This is a genomic window from Ruegeria lacuscaerulensis (assembly GCF_013033355.1).
Classification (GTDB): domain Bacteria; phylum Pseudomonadota; class Alphaproteobacteria; order Rhodobacterales; family Rhodobacteraceae; genus Ruegeria; species Ruegeria lacuscaerulensis_A.
The window spans coordinates 1-17,351 of record NZ_WQDY01000018.1 but is presented as its reverse complement, the minus strand read 5'-3'; the positions used below and the strand labels follow the sequence as shown (position 1 = coordinate 17,351).

General features: G+C 57.4%; 19 protein-coding genes. 10 read left to right on the top strand and 9 right to left on the bottom strand.

Annotation, left to right across the window (positions count from 1 at the left end; all coding sequences use genetic code 11):
• Positions 1-358: 358 nt before the first annotated feature.
• Positions 359-1,957 (bottom strand): phosphoenolpyruvate carboxykinase, encoded by a 1,599-nt coding sequence (locus GOW48_RS21130; protein ID WP_170756057.1) that lies wholly within the window; start codon positions 1,955-1,957, stop codon positions 359-361.
• A gap of 347 nt (positions 1,958-2,304) precedes the next feature.
• Here GOW48_RS21130 and GOW48_RS21125 point away from each other — a divergent pair, with 347 nt between their 5' ends.
• From GOW48_RS21125 to GOW48_RS21095, 7 genes are read left to right on the top strand one after another with little or no spacing between them, the layout of a single operon-like run.
• Positions 2,305-3,009: a response regulator transcription factor gene (locus tag GOW48_RS21125; RefSeq protein ID WP_170356719.1), complete on the top strand. Its 705-nt coding sequence runs from the start codon at positions 2,305-2,307 to the stop codon at positions 3,007-3,009.
• A 31-nt stretch (positions 3,010-3,040) separates the two neighbouring features.
• On the top strand, positions 3,041-4,759 hold the full coding sequence (locus GOW48_RS21120) for an ATP-binding protein (protein ID WP_170356718.1): 1,719 nt from the start codon (positions 3,041-3,043) through the stop codon (positions 4,757-4,759).
• Positions 4,760-4,762: 3 nt separating this feature from the next.
• Positions 4,763-5,233 carry an HPr kinase/phosphorylase gene (locus GOW48_RS21115; RefSeq protein ID WP_170756056.1) on the top strand — a complete coding sequence of 157 codons (471 nt, stop codon included), beginning with the start codon at positions 4,763-4,765 and terminating at the stop codon, positions 5,231-5,233.
• The gene (rapZ, locus tag GOW48_RS21110; protein WP_234899570.1) at positions 5,230-6,108 is read left to right on the top strand and encodes an RNase adapter RapZ; all 879 of its coding nucleotides are present in this window, start codon (positions 5,230-5,232) and stop codon (positions 6,106-6,108) included. Before GOW48_RS21115 ends, rapZ begins: the two co-directional genes overlap by 4 nt.
• Complete coding sequence (locus GOW48_RS21105; RefSeq protein WP_170356716.1) at positions 6,105-6,512, top strand: PTS sugar transporter subunit IIA; 408 nt, start codon at positions 6,105-6,107, stop codon at positions 6,510-6,512. Before rapZ ends, GOW48_RS21105 begins: the two co-directional genes overlap by 4 nt.
• Before the next feature lie 2 nt (positions 6,513-6,514).
• Positions 6,515-6,784, top strand: coding sequence for an HPr family phosphocarrier protein (locus tag GOW48_RS21100; RefSeq protein ID WP_170356715.1), 270 nt, complete (start codon positions 6,515-6,517; stop codon positions 6,782-6,784).
• A 39-nt stretch (positions 6,785-6,823) separates the two neighbouring features.
• A complete protein-coding gene (locus GOW48_RS21095; RefSeq protein ID WP_170756054.1) occupies positions 6,824-7,723 on the top strand; it encodes a lysophospholipid acyltransferase family protein in 900 nt (299 codons plus the stop codon).
• Positions 7,724-7,797: 74 nt separating this feature from the next.
• Here the strand turns inward: GOW48_RS21095 and GOW48_RS21090 are convergent, their stop codons facing one another.
• The gene (locus tag GOW48_RS21090; protein ID WP_170356713.1) at positions 7,798-8,673 is read right to left on the bottom strand and encodes a 3-hydroxybutyryl-CoA dehydrogenase; all 876 of its coding nucleotides are present in this window, start codon (positions 8,671-8,673) and stop codon (positions 7,798-7,800) included.
• A gap of 162 nt (positions 8,674-8,835) precedes the next feature.
• Here GOW48_RS21090 and GOW48_RS21085 point away from each other — a divergent pair, with 162 nt between their 5' ends.
• The gene (locus GOW48_RS21085; RefSeq protein WP_234899569.1) at positions 8,836-9,657 is read left to right on the top strand and encodes a DUF6473 family protein; all 822 of its coding nucleotides are present in this window, start codon (positions 8,836-8,838) and stop codon (positions 9,655-9,657) included.
• A gap of 62 nt (positions 9,658-9,719) precedes the next feature.
• Here the strand turns inward: GOW48_RS21085 and GOW48_RS21080 are convergent, their stop codons facing one another.
• The 6 genes from GOW48_RS21080 to GOW48_RS21055 all read right to left on the bottom strand — a co-directional run bounded on the left by GOW48_RS21080 (position 9,720) and on the right by GOW48_RS21055 (position 13,942).
• Positions 9,720-10,649: an electron transfer flavoprotein subunit alpha/FixB family protein gene (locus GOW48_RS21080; protein ID WP_170756053.1), complete on the bottom strand. Its 930-nt coding sequence runs from the start codon at positions 10,647-10,649 to the stop codon at positions 9,720-9,722.
• Positions 10,649-11,407 (bottom strand): electron transfer flavoprotein subunit beta/FixA family protein, encoded by a 759-nt coding sequence (locus tag GOW48_RS21075; protein ID WP_170756052.1) that lies wholly within the window; start codon positions 11,405-11,407, stop codon positions 10,649-10,651. Before GOW48_RS21075 ends, GOW48_RS21080 begins: the two co-directional genes overlap by 1 nt.
• A 172-nt stretch (positions 11,408-11,579) precedes the next feature.
• Positions 11,580-12,152, bottom strand: a complete 573-nt coding sequence (locus tag GOW48_RS21070; RefSeq protein WP_170756051.1) for a cob(I)yrinic acid a,c-diamide adenosyltransferase — start codon at positions 12,150-12,152, stop codon at positions 11,580-11,582.
• Entirely contained in the window at positions 12,153-12,356 is a 204-nt protein-coding gene (locus GOW48_RS21065) for a twin transmembrane helix small protein (RefSeq protein ID WP_170356709.1), read from the bottom strand.
• Positions 12,357-12,433: 77 nt separating this feature from the next.
• Positions 12,434-13,261: an SDR family oxidoreductase gene (locus GOW48_RS21060; protein WP_170756050.1), complete on the bottom strand. Its 828-nt coding sequence runs from the start codon at positions 13,259-13,261 to the stop codon at positions 12,434-12,436.
• Between the two features lie 69 nt (positions 13,262-13,330).
• A complete protein-coding gene (locus GOW48_RS21055) occupies positions 13,331-13,942 on the bottom strand; it encodes an SH3 domain-containing protein (protein ID WP_234899568.1) in 612 nt (203 codons plus the stop codon).
• Between the two features lie 201 nt (positions 13,943-14,143).
• Here GOW48_RS21055 and parC point away from each other — a divergent pair, with 201 nt between their 5' ends.
• Both parC and GOW48_RS21045 read left to right on the top strand, forming a co-directional pair.
• The gene (gene parC, locus GOW48_RS21050; protein ID WP_170756049.1) at positions 14,144-16,492 is read left to right on the top strand and encodes a DNA topoisomerase IV subunit A; all 2,349 of its coding nucleotides are present in this window, start codon (positions 14,144-14,146) and stop codon (positions 16,490-16,492) included.
• A gap of 97 nt (positions 16,493-16,589) precedes the next feature.
• Positions 16,590-17,183, top strand: coding sequence for a hypothetical protein (locus GOW48_RS21045; protein WP_170356706.1), 594 nt, complete (start codon positions 16,590-16,592; stop codon positions 17,181-17,183).
• Here GOW48_RS21045 and GOW48_RS22345 read toward each other — a convergent pair.
• Positions 17,161-17,351: hypothetical protein (locus GOW48_RS22345; protein ID WP_214646858.1), on the bottom strand; the 191-nt coding region annotated here is incomplete at its 5' end. The genes GOW48_RS21045 and GOW48_RS22345 overlap by 23 nt on opposite strands.

Genomic DNA, 17,351 nt, shown 5'->3' with positions numbered 1-17,351 from the left:
TACCTGCCTTATTCCGTGTCTTCCGCCCCTTTACGGTGACGAACTGAGGTATGCCGTTTTACGAGTTACCCGGCAAATCTCATATTGACACTCATCCCCTTTAGAATACACTAGCTATCTGATTAGGCTGCTTAAATCGCGTTTGTGAGTGTGCGCTTGAGCATCCCATAGGTCTTTTCACTTCTCACCCGACGCGAGAGCGTCGGGTTTTGTCATATTTCTGACATGCCGAGATACCTCAGATCGACACTTCGAGCAACGCAATTGCATTCACATTTTGCAATATACAACTTATGCGCGATCACGATGTAGTGAGACTCTTTAAAGAAAAGGGGGCGATTTCGCCCCCTTTTTTCGATTAACCGATTGCTACGGCTTTGATGTCTTCGTCGATGAACGGAAGGTACTGTTCGAAGTTCTCGGCGAACATCTGCACCAGTTTTTCGGCCTGCCTGTCGAAGGCCGCCTGATCATCCCAGGTGCGGCGCGGGTCCAAAAGGACTTCGGCCACGCCGGGCACCGAAACCGGTACGTCAAAGCCGAAATTGGCATCTTTGCGGAACTCGGCATCCCGCAGCGATCCGTCCAGCGCAGCTGTCAGCAGTGCACGGGTCGCGCGGATCGGCATCCGGCTGCCCACACCATAGGCGCCACCGGTCCAGCCGGTGTTGACCAGCCAGCAGGTCGCGCCGTGCTGGGCGATCTTGTCGCGCAACAGGTTGCCGTACTCTTCCGGGCGACGCGGCATGAACGGCGCGCCAAAGCAGGTCGAGAAAGTGGGCTGAGGTTCGGTAATACCGCGCTCGGTCCCGGCAACCTTGGAGGTGAAGCCCGACAGGAAGTGATACATCGCCTGCGCCGGGGTAAGCCGCGCGATCGGAGGCAGCACGCCGAACGCATCACAGGTCAGCATGATGATGTTCTTGGGGTGGCCACCCAGTGCGCTGCTGGACGCGTTCGAGATATACTCCAACGGATAGGCGCAGCGCATGTTTGCGGTCAGGGAGTCGTCCTCGAAATCCAGTTCCTTGGTTTCGGGATCGAACACCATGTTTTCGATCACAGTTCCAAATTTGGTGGTGGTCGCGTAGATTTCCGGCTCGGCCTCGGCGTTCAGGTTGATCGTCTTGGCATAACAGCCACCTTCGAAGTTAAAGGTGCCGCGATCGGACCAGCCATGCTCATCATCGCCGATCAAAGTGCGGGCCGGGTCAGCGGACAGGGTTGTCTTGCCAGTGCCGGACAGGCCAAAGAAGACGGCGGTGTCGACCGGGTTACCAACCGCATGGTTGGCCGAGCAGTGCATCGGCATCACGCCTTTTTCCGGCAGCATGTAGTTCAGCAGAGTAAAGACAGATTTCTTGTTCTCGCCTGCATATTCTGTGCCGCCGATCAGGATCATCTTGCGATCGAAGTTCATCGCGATCACCGTCTCAGACCGGCAGCCATGCTTGGCCGGGTCGGCCTGGAAGCTGGGGCAGTTGATGACGGTGAAATCGGCGATGAACTCGTTCAGATCTTCACGATCCGGGCGTCGCAGCAGGTGACGGATGAACAGATTGTGCCAAGCTAGTTCGGTAACCATGCGCACGTTGATCGAATAGGCCGGGTCGGCTCCGCCAACCAGATCCTGCACGAAATAGTCGCGGCCTTTCATGTGGGCCAGCATGTCCTGATACAGCGCGTCAAAGCCCTCGGGGCTCATCTCGGCGTTGTTTTCCCACCAGATATGGTTTGCAACGCTGTCAGTGCGCACGACGTGTTTGTCCTTGGGCGAGCGGCCGGTGAACTTGCCGGTGGTAACCAAAAAGGCTCCGCCATTGCCCAGAGTGCCTTCGCCGCGCTTCAGCGCCTCTTCGATCAGCGCCGGTTCCATGAAGTTGTAATAGACATTTCCCAGACCCTCGATGCCCTGATCCTCGAGGCGGAATTGCGGGTTAACCCGTCCAGATGTCATGTGTGTCTTCTCCGTGTGGCGGCGCGTTGGCGGTTGGGCCGGATGCGCCATTGGGCAATTAGCCGGGAAAAACCGGCGGATGGCCGCGTCTTACCACGGTCATTCGGGACATGAACAGGAGGGTTTGACGCAGTTAGCGCAACCAAGCCCAAGTTTAGCGCCATCACAAATTTCCTGTCGGAAATCAAAGCGCCTTTCCGGCAACATTAACGGCTTTTTTGCTGCAACTATGTGACAACAATCGCACGATTCGCAGTTACGGATTGATTCGCGGCCTTAAAAACGCCAGAAATGCCATACTAATAAGCGATAAATTGCATGAGTGAGCAGGAATAGGGGTTAACCCGATGTCAAAGATTGCATTGGTGGATGACGACAGAAACATTCTGACGTCCGTATCCATGACTCTCGAAGCCGAAGGTTTTGAGGTTGAAACATATAATGACGGGCAGGCCGCGCTAGACGCCTTCAACAAGAAACTGCCTGACATGGCTGTGCTGGATATCAAGATGCCGCGTATGGACGGCATGGATCTGTTGCAGCGCCTGCGGCAGAAGACCCAGATGCCGGTGATTTTCCTGACCTCGAAAGATGACGAGATTGACGAGGTTCTTGGCCTTCGCATGGGCGCGGATGATTATGTGAAAAAGCCTTTCTCGCAGCGTTTGCTGGTCGAGCGTATCCGGGCATTGCTGCGCCGACAGGAAGCCACTTCAGGTGACGCGACTGTCGCCAATACTGGCGACGCTAAGGTTATGGAACGCGGAGAACTGCGGATGGATCCTCTGCGCCATGCGGTCAGCTGGAAGGGAGAAGACGTGTCCCTGACAGTGACCGAGTTCCTGTTGCTGCAGGCGTTGGCACAGCGACCAGGCTTTGTCAAAAGCCGCGATCAACTGATGGACGTGGCCTATGACGATCAGGTCTATGTGGACGATCGGACCATTGACAGCCACATCAAGCGTCTGCGCAAGAAAATGCGCGCCGCTGATTCAGAGTTTTCGGCCATCGAAACGCTCTATGGCATTGGTTACCGGTACAACGAAGAATAAGAACGCCAATCTGAAAGGGTAGTTGGGTCTCGTGCGCGATACGGAACAAGCCAGCGAATTCAAGGATGGCGATGTCGTTCTGGGGGATGATTGGGTCATTCCACAGGACGGAGAATCAGGCGAGCTGCGCGCATCGCGGCGTCGCCGAAATCTGTTCGCCTTGCGTGAGTCCCCGCTGGCGCGCAAAATCGTTACTATCAACTTGGTGGCCTTGGTTATTCTGGTAACTGGACTGTTGTACTTGGACGATTCTCGTGAGGAACAAGTTCAGCAGACTGCGCGAAATATCGTCGGAAACGCGCAACTGGTCAGCAACGTCTTTGAAACACGGTTGCGTCAAACCGGCGATCAACCGTCGCAAGATGCCAGTCAATTGGACGTTGAAGACACTTTGGCCGGTCTGAGCCTGCCGCCGGGTGGCGAAGTTTTTGTGTATGACATGTCCGGCACTCTTATCGGTTGGACGCGCGGTGAGGCTTCATCATCCACAATGGCCGTGCTGCTGCGAACTGATGCCGAGGTTCAGACAGGCAGCACGCTGATCAGCGACGCATTGAATGCGGTGTGGAACGGCCTGACCCGCGTTTTCACGAATTACGATCCCAGCACGGCACCCACTTTGGCGCAGCGGGTTCAGGCTATTGTCCCCTCAGCGCTTGATGGCGCAACACAGGTTCAGGCGGTAAAGGACGAACAACGCGAGACGGTCGTCGTTGCGGCTACGCCGATCCTGCAGGACGGAGTACCAGTTGGGGCTGTTGCGATAACGGGCCCCGCAGGCGAAATTGACGCTCTGGCGCGACGCGAGCAAGAGCGTATTCTACAGATGTTCGTGGTCGCCTTGCTTGTCTCCATCGGGTTAAGCCTTGTTTTGGCCTCGACCATTGCAAACCCATTGGCGGATTTGGCCTCTGCTGCAGAGACGGGCAGAGACCGTGGCACAGGTATGAACCCTGGTCGTATCCGTATCCCTGACCTCAGTGCGCGGCCGGATGAAATAGGGCGTCTTAGCCGGGCATTGCGAGGCATGGTCACGGCGCTTTACAACCGCATTGACGCAAATGAACAGTTCGCCGCCGATGTGTCACACGAGATCAAGAATCCTTTGGCCAGCCTGCAATCCGCAGTTGGCACCCTGCGTATGGTCAAACGCGAAGACCAGCGAGACAAACTGCTGGGTGTGATCGAGCACGATGTGCGGCGGTTGGATCGTCTGGTCAGCGATATCTCAAATGCATCGCGTCTTGATGCCGAACTGGTCAAGGAAGAAGAGCAGCCGTTCGACCTGCTCAAGCTACTGGGCAACATCGGCCAGTATTTGGGCGAGGACGCGCGCGAAAAAGGCATCGATTACATCACGGATATGCCGAGTCAACCGATCGTGATCCACGGTCTCGAAGCACGCCTTGCACAGGTCTTTGTCAACTTAATCACCAATGCGATTTCTTTCTGCGAGGACAGCGATGCGATACGTGTCTGGGTCCGCCAGCGCGAAAATCGGGTCTTGATTGTGGTTGAAGACACCGGTCCCGGTATCCCGGAACAGGCACTGACGAAGGTGTTCAAGCGCTTCTATTCCCAACGCCCGGCCGAGCATTTCGGGAACAACTCGGGCCTTGGTTTGGCGATTTCCAAGCAGATTGTCGAAGCACATGGCGGCGTTATCTGGGCCGAAAACATTCGACCGACCGAAGCGGACATCACCTCGGATCCGCTGGGCGCCCGGTTCGTCGTCGGGTTGCCCGTATAGGTCATGCCGGACACCACGCTGTCGGCCGTTGAAAATCTGGATTCCGCAGTTGTTCACGCCACCTGCGTTGCGGTCGACGGGCGCGGTATCTTGATCATTGGCGCGTCCGGTTCAGGGAAATCCGCGCTTGGGTTGCAGATGATGGCGGCGGGGGCCGGGTTGGTTGCAGACGACCGCGTCAGTCTACGCATGAAGAGCGGAGCTGTATTAGCGGATGCCGCCCCCAATATTAGCGGCATAATCGAGGCCCGTGGTATCGGCCTTCTGCAAGCTGTTCCGGTCGGGCCCGTCCCACTTTGTTATGTTGTTGATCTAGATACGCCCGAGCACGCGCGCCTGCCCGAACACGCAACTGTTCTCGCCCTGAGGCAAACTGTTCCCTTGCTACGGGCAGCGGCTGCCCCCAATTTGTCAGCAGCTCTTATGCAGCTTTTGAAAATGGGGCGAGTGGGTCCAGAATGGCCGAACGCATGACACAACAACGGATAGTTCTGGTGACCGGACCTTCTGGTGCGGGGAGATCCACTGCTATTCGGGTGCTCGAAGATTTGGGTTTTGAAGCCATAGACAATTTACCGATGGGCCTATTGCTTCGCTTGCTGGAAGGACCGGCGCGCGAGCGGCCCATGGCTTTGGGGCTGGATGCAAGAAATCGGGATTTCTCGACAATTGGTTTTATCGAACTGGCCGCGAAACTGCGCCGTATGGCTGATGTCGACCTGGCCACCTTGTATCTCGATTGCAGCGATGAGGTCTTGCTGCGTCGGTTCTCTGAAACGCGACGGCGCCATCCAGTCGCGGCGAATGCCAGCCCTGAAACCGGGGTGATGCAGGAAAAAGAGTTGCTGGCGCCGATCCGAGAGATTGCTGACACGCTAATTGATACCAGCCCGCTCAACGTGCACCAGCTGCGGCAAGAGGTCGAACGTTGGTTCGCGCCACAGGGAGGCCGACATCTAGCTGTATCGGTCGAGTCGTTTTCGTATAAACGCGGGTTACCCCGTGGTCTGGACATGGTATTTGATTGCCGTTTCCTCGCAAACCCATACTGGCAGCCAGACCTGCGGGGCGAAGACGGTCGAAACCCGGACGTGGCGCGCTACGTTCAATCAGACGGAAATTATGCGCCGTTTTTTGAGCGCGTGGTCGATCTGCTTTTAATCCTGCTTCCGGCCTATCGTGCCGAAGGAAAAGCGCATCTGTCCGTTGCATTCGGGTGTACGGGCGGTCAGCACAGATCGGTCGCCACAGCGGAAGCGGTTGCAAAGGCTCTTGCGGAAGGGGGGCAGCAGGTGGCAATTAGGCATCGCGAAATGGAACGTCGATCGTTGAATGTGAGGCCGGATTGATCGGGATCGTACTCGTAGCACATGGTGGATTGGCGCAGGAATATCTTGCGGCCATGCAGCATGTCGTGGGAAAGCAACCTGGCCTTGCGGCGATTTCGATAGAAGCGGACCATGACCGCGAGGCCAAGCAGGCAGAAATCTGTGCTGCCGCCGACAGCGTTGATGTTGGCGATGGCGTCGTTGTCGTGACAGATCTTTTCGGCGGCAGCCCGTCGAATCTCAGCTTGCGCGCTTGCGCACCTCATGACCGACGTATCCTTTACGGTGCAAATCTGCCTATGTTGATCAAACTGGCTAAATCCCGCCACTTGCCAATTGGCGACGCGGTGCGGCAGGCGATGGAAGCTGGGCGCAAGTATATCAATGCGCAAAACGTGACATTTGACCAAGAGCGGACCGACTAAGAATGACCACCCGAAGCTTGAAAATAGTTAATGAAAAGGGCCTTCACGCGCGCGCCTCGGCTAAGTTGGTTGAAGTGGTCGAAGGGTTCGATGCACAGGCCGAAGTGTCAAAAGACGGGCTTTCAGCGTCGGGCGACAGTATTATGGGTCTTTTGATGTTGGCAGCGTCGCGTGGAACGACTATTGACGTCGAGACGTCCGGACCGGATGCTGAGGCGTTGGCCGATGCGTTGGAAACCCTCGTGAACGACAAGTTCGGGGAGGGGTTCTGAGCGCGTCAGCCGCGATACCAAGAACGGGAAGACCAGGAATTGGCGGAAACTACGCACGAGACCAAGACAGGCCCGGTTGTCGATGGGACCGAGGACCAGGGCGAAATCTACGACCGTAGAACCCTGACCTATGCGAACTCGTTTGACGACGCCTGGACCGCGACAGCCATTCGCGCCATCGAATGGTGCACCGGTAAGCTGACCATTTTGCGTATGGTCAACAAGTTTGAGAAGAAGAACGAATACTACCGGGGCCAGCGTTTCTGGGGCGGCGCGCTTGAGGTGATGGGAATCAATCTGACCACACCGCAGGAACAGATTGCCCGTATCCCCAAAACCGGACCTGTGGTCGTCGTGGCAAATCATCCTCACGGTATGGTCGATGGCATGATTCTGGCCGAGCTTATCGGTCAGGTGCGCAACGACTATCGCATTCTGACACGCTCGGTCCTGACTGGCCTGGATGAGGCCGCGACGTCGTTTATGATTCCAGTGCCTTTCCCGCATGACCCGGAAGCGCAGGCCAAAATGCTGGAAATGCGTGGCAAGGCGATGGATCACCTTAAAAACGGAGGCGTTGTGGCTCTGTTCCCGTCAGGTGTCGTTATGTCCTCGGATGATTGGTTCGGCCCTGCGATTGAACGCGAGTGGAACGTTTTCACTGCCAAGATGATCCGGAGATCCGGCGCGCAGGTGGTGCCGATTTTCTTCCCGGGCCGCAACTCTCGCGCCTATCAGATCGCGAACAAACTATCAGCCATTATGCGCCAGGGCCTTTTGCTGCACGAGATCGTCCGGTCTTGTAACAAGCCTCAATCCCCAGTCATTGGTGAACCTATATCGGAAGATGACATGCAACTTCTGGAACGCGATCCACGCGGTTTCATGGCGTGGCTCCGAAAGCACACTTTGTCCTTGGGCGAGACACGCGGAACCTGATCCGCTGCTTCATCTGGCTAAAAATATCTCGGGGGTGAGCCCGGACAACGTCCGGGCGAGGGGGCTGGCCCCCTTCACCGGGTCGGAACGGGGAACTCACCTCGATAGTCATAAAACCCGCGCTGGGATTTGCGACCAAGCCACCCTGCCTCAACATATTTCGTGAGCAATGGGCAAGGGCGATACTTGGTGTCCGCCAAACCATCATGCAGCACGTTCATGATGGCCAAACACGTGTCCAGCCCAATAAAGTCGGCCAGTTCCAAGGGCCCCATAGGATGGTTTGCCCCTAGTTTCATCGACTGGTCGATCGACTGCACATTCCCGACCCCTTCGTACAGCGTGTAAACCGCCTCGTTGATCATTGGCATGAGAATACGGTTCACGATAAAGGCCGGAAAGTCCTCGGCGCTGGCTGCAGTTTTCCCCAGCTTGTCGACGACGGCCTTACACGCGCTGAACGTTTCTTCATCTGTGGCGATGCCGCGAATCAGTTCGACCAGTTGCATAACGGGAACCGGGTTCATGAAATGAAAACCCATGAACCTTTCGGGGCGGTCCGTACGGCTGGCCAGACGCGTGATCGATATAGACGACGTATTCGATGTCAGAATCGTATGCGGCAGAAGATGAGGTTGCAGATCCTCAAAAATCGCCTGCTTAATCGCTTCGCGTTCGGTGGCCGCCTCGATCACCAGATCGGTCTTGCCCAGTTGCGGCAATTCCAGCGTGGTTGTGATGCGTTTCAAGGCGTTCTGTACCGCCTCATCCGTTATCTTTCCGCGTGATGCCTGGCGGGCCAAATTGCCTTCAATAATGGCCATCGCAGCGTTTAACGCATCCTGGCTGACATCGTTCAGAACAACATCATAATCCGCCAAGGCCAACACATGGGCGATACCGTTGCCCATCTGACCTGCGCCAATCACTCCGACTGATTTTACATCCATATTCAGGTGCCTCTGTCCCACGGGTTACGGCGACAGTATCGGCAGATGGGGGCGGGCGGCAAGAGGATGAGACCCATCGAATTTGCTTCAAATGCGCACATTAGTAATTTCTCAAGATATGCCGCTGCAAAGTGTCTCCCGGGTGAAAAATGGGTGAGTGTAATGAGCTATTACCAAACAGGCTCGGGGGTTCCCGAGGATGCCGTCTGCCGGTATTCGGGTTCGCGGCTTTGGTTTCGTGGTCCCGAGCGATCACTGGATACGCCATATATGGCTTGCATCGGTGGGACAGAGACGTTTGGCCGTTTCGTCGAAACTCCGTTCGCGTCCGTTTTGGAAGACAAGCTTGACAGGCGGTGTTTAAACCTTGGCAGCCTGTTCTGCGGTGTCGACGCGTTGTGTCGCGATTCCGGTCTTCAGTCGTTGATGGACAAGGCTGAACTGTGCGTGTTGCAAGCGCCGGACCTACTTGGACAATCGAATCGCTTCTATCGCGTCCATCCAAGGCGGAACGATCGATTTCTGGCCGCCACGGATGATCTGATCTCGCTATACCCCGATGTCGATTTTGCCGACGTGAATTTCGTGCATCACCTGATGGCGCTGTTGCGCGACCATCAGGACGCACGTTTCGAAGCCGTCGCAGATGAGCTACGGCGCAATTGGTTAAAGCAGATGCGGGCCCTGCTGGAAAAACTGGACGTGCCAGTGATTCTTCTCTGTTTGCAGGTTGTTGGTCAATCGGATGGCGGGGACCCTGCCGATGAAGCAGACGTGCCATTGTCTCTTGGATTGCTGGACGCGGTTAGACCTTTTTGCGCGGCAATCGTGCGTGAGACTGTCAGCGTTTCTGGGCAATCGGACGAGCTTGAAGACATGCTATTCGGAACTTTGCAGCAGCCGATGGCTGAGTACATGATTGGGCCTGCTGCGCACAGGACCATAGCCGAGGCGCTGGCGGGTCCAATTCGGGATCTGCGCTAAGAAAAAGGCCCGCCATTTTGGCGGGCCTGTCAGATTTTTCGTCGAAAAGCCTCGGCTTAAGATCAGCCGAGTTTTTCGGTCAGTTCCGGTACGGCTTGGAACAGGTCGGCAACCAGACCGAAGTCAGCAACCTGGAAAATTGGTGCTTCTTCGTCTTTGTTGATCGCAACGATGACCTTCGAGTCCTTCATACCAGCAAGGTGCTGGATCGCGCCCGAGATGCCGACGGCAACATACAGATCAGGGGCAACAACCTTACCGGTCTGACCCACCTGCCAGTCGTTCGGAGCGTAGCCCGAGTCAACGGCGGCGCGCGACGCGCCAACGGCGGCGCCCAGCTTGTCTGCCAGGGTTTCGATCAGTTTGAAGTCCTCTTCCGAGCCGACGCCACGGCCGCCCGAGACAACAACGCCAGCCGAGGTCAGTTCCGGGCGATCGCTTTCGGCAACCTTGTCCTCGACCCACGAAGACAGACCCGGGTTGTCACCAACCGAGATCGTCTCGACCGCGGCCGAGCCGCCTTCGCCTGCAGCATCGAAGGACGCGGTACGGAAGGTGACGACTTTCTTGGCGTCGTTCGATTTCACGGTCTGGATCGCGTTGCCTGCGTAAATCGGACGCTCGAAGGTCGAACCGTCAACCACGCCGGATGCATCCGAGATCACCATCGCGTCCAGCAGGGCTGCGACGCGGGGCATCACGTTCTTGGCGTCGGTGGTAGCCGGTGCGACGATGTGCTCATAGCCATCGGCCAGGCCCACGATCAGGGCTGCGGTCGATTCCGCCAGGCGGTGACCCAGTGATGCGTCTTCGGCAACCAGAACCTTGGAGACACCGTCGATCTTTGCGGCAGCCTCACCGGCAGCAGCGGCAGAACCACCTGCGGCCAGAACGGTCACGTCACCCAGCGCCTTCGCGGCGTTAACGGCTTTGGCGGTGGCGTCCAGCGCCAGTTCACCATTATTGACTTCGGCGAGAAGAAGAACAGCCATTACACAGCCCCCGCTTCTTTGAGTTTCGCAACCAGCTCGTCAACCGAGCCCACGACGATACCAGCGGCACGTGCCGGCGGCTCTTCGGTTTTGACGATTTCCAGACGAGGAGTGACGTCGACGCCGTAATCGGCAGCAGTTTTCTCGTCCAGCGGCTTTTTCTTCGCCTTCATGATGTTGGGCAGCGAAGCATAGCGCGGCTCGTTCAGGCGCAGGTCAACGGTCACGATGGTCGGCATCTTGACGCTGATGGTCTGCAGACCGCCGTCAACCTCGCGGGTGATCTTGGCGCTGTCGCCTTCGATATCCACCTCAGAGGCGAAGGTGCCTTGGCTCCAGCCCAACAGGGCCGACAACATCTGACCGGTGGCGTTCATGTCGTTGTCGATCGCCTGCTTGCCCGCCAGAACCAGACCCGGCTGCTCTTCCTCGACCACTTTGGCCAGGATCTTGGCAACGGCCAGCGGTTCGATATCGGTGTGCACGTCATCAGCCGCAACAACCAGAATTGCGCGGTCGGCACCCATGGCCAGAGCGGTGCGCAGGGTTTCCTGCGCCTGCTTGACGCCGACGGAAACAGCGACGACTTCATCCGCCTTGCCTGCTTCTTTCAGACGGATCGCCTCTTCGACGGCGATCTCGTCGAACGGGTTCATCGACATTTTGACATTGGCGAGATCAACACCGCTGCCGTCCGCTTTGACGCGAACTTTCACGTTATAGTCAATCACGCGTTTGACAGGCACGAGTACCTTCATTTTGCGCTTGCTCCTCACAAATAACGGTGAGCCGCGACGCGACTCCACCAATGCTCTCGGACGTCTGAATAACGTCTCAAGACACACGACAACAGGGCAAAATCGTCATCTCGTGGGCTTGGGACGTCGCGTTTCATATTTTTTGACGCTACGGCGCGCTCAAGCCAACGCTTCAGCGGTTCGCGCCCGGAACCCACAGCACATCCGCCGAGCCGTTTTCGTTCGCGCAGCGAGCGGCCACGAAAAACCAGTCGCTTAGGCGATTGAGGTATTTTACCGCCACCTCGTTGACAGGTTCCATATTGGTCAGCTCAACCGCCAGACGCTCGGCCCTGCGCGAGACGGTGCGGCACACATGTAGATGGGCCGCCAGGCGTGACCCACCGGGCAGGATGAAGCTGCGCAGCGGCGCCAGCGCTTCGTTCATGACGTCGATCTCAGCCTCAAGCCTGTCGATCTGAGAGGGTACGATGCGCAGCGGCGTGTATTCAGCCTCGGCATCCTTATCCATGTCGGGGCGGCAGAAATCGGCACCCAGATCGAACAGGTCATTCTGGATGCGCGACAGCGCGGCTTCGACCTCACCATCAGCTTCGGTTCGGGCGACGCCGACAAATGAATTCAGTTCATCCACCGTGCCATACGCAGCAACTCGACCCGAATACTTGGCAACGCGTTCCCCATTGCCCAAGGCTGTTTTGCCGTCATCGCCGGTGCGCGTGTAGATTTTGTTAAGTACAACCATTTACTGACCTCCCTGTCCGCGAAGCCAGACGTAGAGCACGATCAGCACCACGGCAATGAACTGAAACAGGATGCGCAGCTGCATCATCTTGTTGCTTTTCAGCGCGGCACTTTTCCCTGCCTTGCCGAAGTTTGAAATGCCGATCACCAGCACGACGACCACCGCCGCCATCGCCAGCAATAATACGACCATCAATAGGTCCATGGGTACACCGTCCGCGTTTTTTGCATTAGCTTACCATCTAGACCCATGGCGGAGAAAAGCGAACGGGTAATTTCGCCTCAGACGTCCGAGAGGATACGGTCAATCGTACGTGTTGGCAGAATGCGGCGCAGGTAGCCTGCGATGTAAGTTGGAGTCGTAACGTAGTAGCGGGGGCGCGGTCGTTTTGCCTCGACCGCATGGGCCAGCTTGTCGGTCACGGCGGATGCGGGCAGTTCAAACCGATCTGTGCCTGAGGTTTCGTATAGCCTTTTCAACAGTGTCGCCTGATACCGCTCGCGCAGGGCTGAGTTCTGCCAGTCGATGAAACGTTCGAAGAAAGGGATCGAGTTCTCGCGGATTTTCGAGGTGATCGGGCCGGGTTCGATCAGGCTGACCTTGATGTCGGTATCCGCCAGTTCCAACCGCAATGTGTCGGTCAGGCCCTCGATCGCATATTTTGTGGCCACATAAGCTCCGCGCCAGGGGAAGGCGACCAGTCCCAGAACCGAGGAGTTCTGCACGATTCGCCCGTGGCCTTGCGCTCGCATCACCGGGATGACCTGACGGGTCAGTTCGTGCCAGCCAAAGAAATTAGCCTCGAAGATCGCGCGCAACCCGTCGGTGGGCAGATCTTCGACTGCGCCGGGTAGACCGTGGGCTCCGTTGTTGAACAGTGCGTCCAACGTGCCTCCGGTGGCCTCAAGCACCTCGGCCAGACCAGCGGCGATGCAGTCGGTGTCGGTATAGTCGATGCGGGGGCTTTCAAAGCCTTGCGCGCGTAGCCTGTCACAGTCCCGCTGCTGTCGGCACGATGCAAAGACGCGCCAACCGCGAGCGCGCATGCCATGCGCTGCGTCCAGCCCGATTCCGGACGAACAGCCGGTTATTAGAATCGATTTCTGCATAGTGTCCCCGATACCAAGCCTTACCCCTAGCTAGGGCGTGATACCGGGTGGGACAATCGTTGCACTGCGTCAGTTTACGGGTTTTTCGACCAGAGATGCCGATATCCATCCGACCTGTTGCTGCGGCAACACGCGCAGGCGAAGCCAACCTGTGCCCGAGTCGCTCAGGATTTCGACTTTCTGGCCAATGCCGACCTTTGCGATGATTGGATAGATCGTGCCGGGACCGTCGCGGAGATTGACCCGTGTTCCAGAAATCTCGCGAATGTCCTTCTCGGGCTCAGTGGGGGCAATCGGTTCCGCGATCTGTTCAGGCGCTTCTGGTTCGATCTGCTGCAGGCCGCTCACTCCATCTTCAAGCGATGCGAGCGTAAAATTGGAAGTTTGATCATCAAAAACCGAAATTTCCCTGAGCGCTTCAACGCTTGCGGTTTCAGTCACAAATTCAACAACGGCCGGTTGAGGCTCGATCGGTTTGGCCCGGACGGCCGGGGTGCGGCTGGCGACATTGGTCACAAGATTTTGGGCAGGCGCAGGTGCGATCTGCACTGGCTTGGATTGGGTGGCGACACGCACAGGCTGTTCGGCACGCAGGCCGCGCGGTTCAAAGTCTGGCCCACCGCTCATGACGTAAAAACACCAGCCAAGTGCAGCGAAACTAACAACGATAAGGCGCGTCATGGCGCTTCCCCCGGGTAATCGTAAAAGATGAAATAGGCAGCAGTCTAATGACCGAGAGCTTACCATATCTGAGGTCTCGAGTCGAAAGATCGGGGGAAATCCGTCGGTTGCCTCCCCCTGTTGCAAAAAGCGCCACTTGTCCCCAGCAAAATGCTTGCCGGTTGCTTTACCGCGGCGCGCTTGCGTCGTATCACATCATATATGAACGACACGATCGACGACCCCAACATGGAGGCCCCCGAAGGTGGGGGCGAGGTAGCCGAACCGCTGCGCCGCGCGATTGGCGAACGCTATCTGACCTATGCTTTGTCCACCATCATGCACCGGGCGCTGCCCGATGCGCGCGATGGTCTGAAGCCGGTTCACCGGCGAATCCTCTATGCAATGCGCGAGCTGCGACTCAGCGCGACAGGGGGATTCCGTAAGTCCGCCAAGATCTCGGGCGACGTGATGGGTAACTATCACCCCCACGGTGATGCCGCGATTTACGACGCGATGGCGCGTCTAGCGCAGGACTTTAACGTCCGATACCCGCTGGTCGACGGGCAGGGGAATTTCGGCAACATTGACGGCGACAATCCGGCGGCCTCGCGATACACCGAGGCGCGGATGACCATCGTGGCCGAAGCGCTGCTGGAAGGTCTGAACGAAGACGCTGTTGATTTCCGTGACAACTATGACGGGACGCTGACTGAACCGGTCGTTCTGCCGGCGCAGTTCCCGAACCTGCTGGCAAACGGCGCCAGTGGTATCGCGGTGGGCATGGCGACGAATATCCCGCCGCATAATATCTCTGAGCTCTGCGATGCCTGTCTGCATCTGATCAAAACGCCGGACGCGCGGGATGACACGCTGCTGAACTATGTCCCCGGCCCGGACTTTCCGACTGGTGGCGTGATTGTCGAGCCCCCTGAGAATATCGCGCAGGCTTATCGCACCGGGCGTGGATCGTTCCGCCTGCGCTGTAAGTATGAGGTCGAGGATCTGGGGCGTGGCCAGTGGCAGATCGTTGTCACCGAGATCCCATATCAGGTTCAGAAATCCAAGCTGATCGAAAAGATCGCGGAGCTGATCCAGACCAAGAAAATCCCCATCCTCGGCGATGTCCGCGATGAATCCGCGGATGACATTCGTCTGATCCTTGAGCCGCGTTCTAAAAACGTGGACCCCGAGGTGCTGATGGGGATGCTCTACCGCAACTCGGACCTTGAGGTGCGTTTCAGCCTGAATATGAACGTGCTGATCGACGGGGTGACGCCCAAGGTCTGCTCGATGAAGGAAGTGCTGCGCGCCTTCCTTGACCACCGGCAAGAGGTGTTGTTGCGGCGTTCGCGTCACCGCATGGCTAAGATCGACCACCGGTTAGAAGTGTTGGAGGGCTTTATCGTTGCCTTCCTGAACCTCGACCGTGTGATTGACATCATCCGTTATGACGATGATCCCAAAGCTGCTTTGATGCGCGAAGATTGGGGCATCGACCACGTTCGCGCGACGGACGAATCCGACTATGTCTCGCCCAAACCGGGCGAGGGCGAACTGTCCGAGGTTCAGGTCGACGCCATCCTCAACATGCGCTTGCGAAGCCTGCGCCGTCTGGAAGAGATGGAGCTGGTCCGCGAGCGTGACGCGTTGATGGAAGAGCGCGCCAATCTCGAAGACCTGCTGGCTGATCCCGCACTGCAATGGGCCAAGATCGCCGAGCAGTTGAAAGAGACCAAGAAGACCTTTGGTAAAGACTACGAAGGCGGCGCACGCCGTACCCAATTCGCCGAGGCTGGACAGGTCGAGGAAGTGCCGCTTGAGGCGATGATCGACAAGGAGCCGATCACGGTCGTCTGTTCGCAGATGGGCTGGATTCGCGCCATGACCGGCCATATCGACCTCAAGCGCGAGCTGAAGTTCAAGGACGGTGACGGCCCGCGTTTCATCTTCCACGCGGAGACCACGGACCGCCTGTTGGTCTTTGCCTCAAACGGTCGGTTCTACACGGTCAGCGCCGCCAACCTGCCTGGCGGGCGGGGCATGGGCGAGCCGCTGCGTCTGATGGTCGACCTGCCGAACGAGGCGCAGATCATCGACATCCTGATCCACAAGCCGGGGCGCAAGCTGTTGGTGGCTTCGGATGCGGGCAACGGGTTCATGGTGCCCGAGGATGACGTGCTGGCGCAGACCCGCAACGGCAAGCAGGTGCTGAACGTCAAAGGTGATGAAACGGCGGTGATCTGCAAACCGGTCGCGGGCGACCACGTAGCGGTGGTGTCTCAAAACGGCAAGTTCCTGGTCTTCCCGACCGAAGAATTGCCTGAGATGACCCGCGGCAAGGGTGTACGTTTGCAGAAATACAACATGGCGCGCGGGCGTCAGGGCACGCTGGAGCTGGATGGCGGTCTGTCCGACATCACCACTTTCAACTGGGAGGAGGGCCTGAAATGGTCCATGGGTGGCGACAAGACCCGGCACGAGGCGGATATGTCTCAATGGCTGGCCAAACGCGCCAGCGTCGGGAAAAAGCCGCCTTACGGCTTCCCGAGGGACTATAAATTCTCGTGATTTTGCGACCGCTTGCGGGGAATTCCGCCGATACGGCTTGGCACAGTCCGTATCGGTGCGCTAAATCAAAGAAAACAGGCCTATCGAGACGAGAGACATGTTGCGCATTTTGACCTTGATCACCGGACTGGCCCTGTTGGGCGCGTGTACGCAGACGCAAGTGTACGAAGAGCCCGAGTCGCTCGGCGAATTCAAACTGCGCGTAAACTATGCCTTTGCCGAAAAGGCGGTTCAGGGACCGGTCTCACGCGACGCTACGCCGGACGAGTGGACGGCCGCGATCCAGAATGCGGTGGATATCCGCCTTGGCCGATACGAAGGCGCGCAGGATTATGATATCGGCATCAGCCTAGAGGGATATATGCTGGCACCTCCGGGCATTCCGGTGATCTACAACCCACGCAGCACCGCGATTGTGCTGGTGAATGTCTATGATGTGAACAAGAAAGAATTTCTGGCCAAGGGCAAACAATTTCAGGTTCTGGAAGACACCACTGGCGGCAGCGCGTTAAAGGGCTCGGGCCATGAGCGTACTAAAGAAGAGCAGATGAGCGGTCTGGCCTTGAAGGTTGCGGACCGAGTCGAGGAATGGCTGGCCGAAGAACATCAACAGAACGGTTGGTTCAAAAGTCGCCCCGATCTGATCCAGCCGCTGGATTCCGGCGAGCTCACGCAAAATCCAGCGTCGTAAACGGCTTTTCCCTCAGGATGTGCTTGATTTTCCCCTGCGAACCAAATATCTCGCGCGCGCAGATGTAACCACGGGACCAAGGGTCCCCCAAATCGCAAAAGGGCGCCTGAGGAATGGCAAAGGAAAAGTTTGAGCGTACAAAACCGCACGTCAACATCGGCACGATTG

Excerpts from the sequence above, each read along its gene's own strand:
- GOW48_RS21130 (WP_170756057.1), bottom strand. The coding sequence starts at position 1,957 with ATGACATCTGGACGGGTTAACCCGCAATTCCGCCTCGAGGATCAGGGC.
- GOW48_RS21125 (WP_170356719.1), top strand. The coding sequence starts at position 2,305 with ATGTCAAAGATTGCATTGGTGGATGACGACAGAAACATTCTGACGTCC.
- GOW48_RS21115 (WP_170756056.1), top strand. The coding sequence starts at position 4,763 with ATGCCGGACACCACGCTGTCGGCCGTTGAAAATCTGGATTCCGCAGTT.
- rapZ (WP_234899570.1), top strand. The coding sequence starts at position 5,230 with ATGACACAACAACGGATAGTTCTGGTGACCGGACCTTCTGGTGCGGGG.
- GOW48_RS21100 (WP_170356715.1), top strand. The coding sequence starts at position 6,515 with ATGACCACCCGAAGCTTGAAAATAGTTAATGAAAAGGGCCTTCACGCG.
- GOW48_RS21090 (WP_170356713.1), bottom strand. The coding sequence starts at position 8,673 with ATGGATGTAAAATCAGTCGGAGTGATTGGCGCAGGTCAGATGGGCAAC.
- GOW48_RS21085 (WP_234899569.1), top strand. The coding sequence starts at position 8,836 with ATGAGCTATTACCAAACAGGCTCGGGGGTTCCCGAGGATGCCGTCTGC.
- GOW48_RS21080 (WP_170756053.1), bottom strand. The coding sequence starts at position 10,649 with ATGGCTGTTCTTCTTCTCGCCGAAGTCAATAATGGTGAACTGGCGCTG.
- GOW48_RS21075 (WP_170756052.1), bottom strand. The coding sequence starts at position 11,407 with ATGAAGGTACTCGTGCCTGTCAAACGCGTGATTGACTATAACGTGAAA.
- GOW48_RS21070 (WP_170756051.1), bottom strand. The coding sequence starts at position 12,152 with ATGGTTGTACTTAACAAAATCTACACGCGCACCGGCGATGACGGCAAA.
- GOW48_RS21065 (WP_170356709.1), bottom strand. The coding sequence starts at position 12,356 with ATGGACCTATTGATGGTCGTATTATTGCTGGCGATGGCGGCGGTGGTC.
- GOW48_RS21060 (WP_170756050.1), bottom strand. The coding sequence starts at position 13,261 with ATGCAGAAATCGATTCTAATAACCGGCTGTTCGTCCGGAATCGGGCTG.
- GOW48_RS21055 (WP_234899568.1), bottom strand. The coding sequence starts at position 13,942 with ATGACGCGCCTTATCGTTGTTAGTTTCGCTGCACTTGGCTGGTGTTTT.
- parC (WP_170756049.1), top strand. The coding sequence starts at position 14,144 with ATGAACGACACGATCGACGACCCCAACATGGAGGCCCCCGAAGGTGGG.
- GOW48_RS21045 (WP_170356706.1), top strand. The coding sequence starts at position 16,590 with ATGTTGCGCATTTTGACCTTGATCACCGGACTGGCCCTGTTGGGCGCG.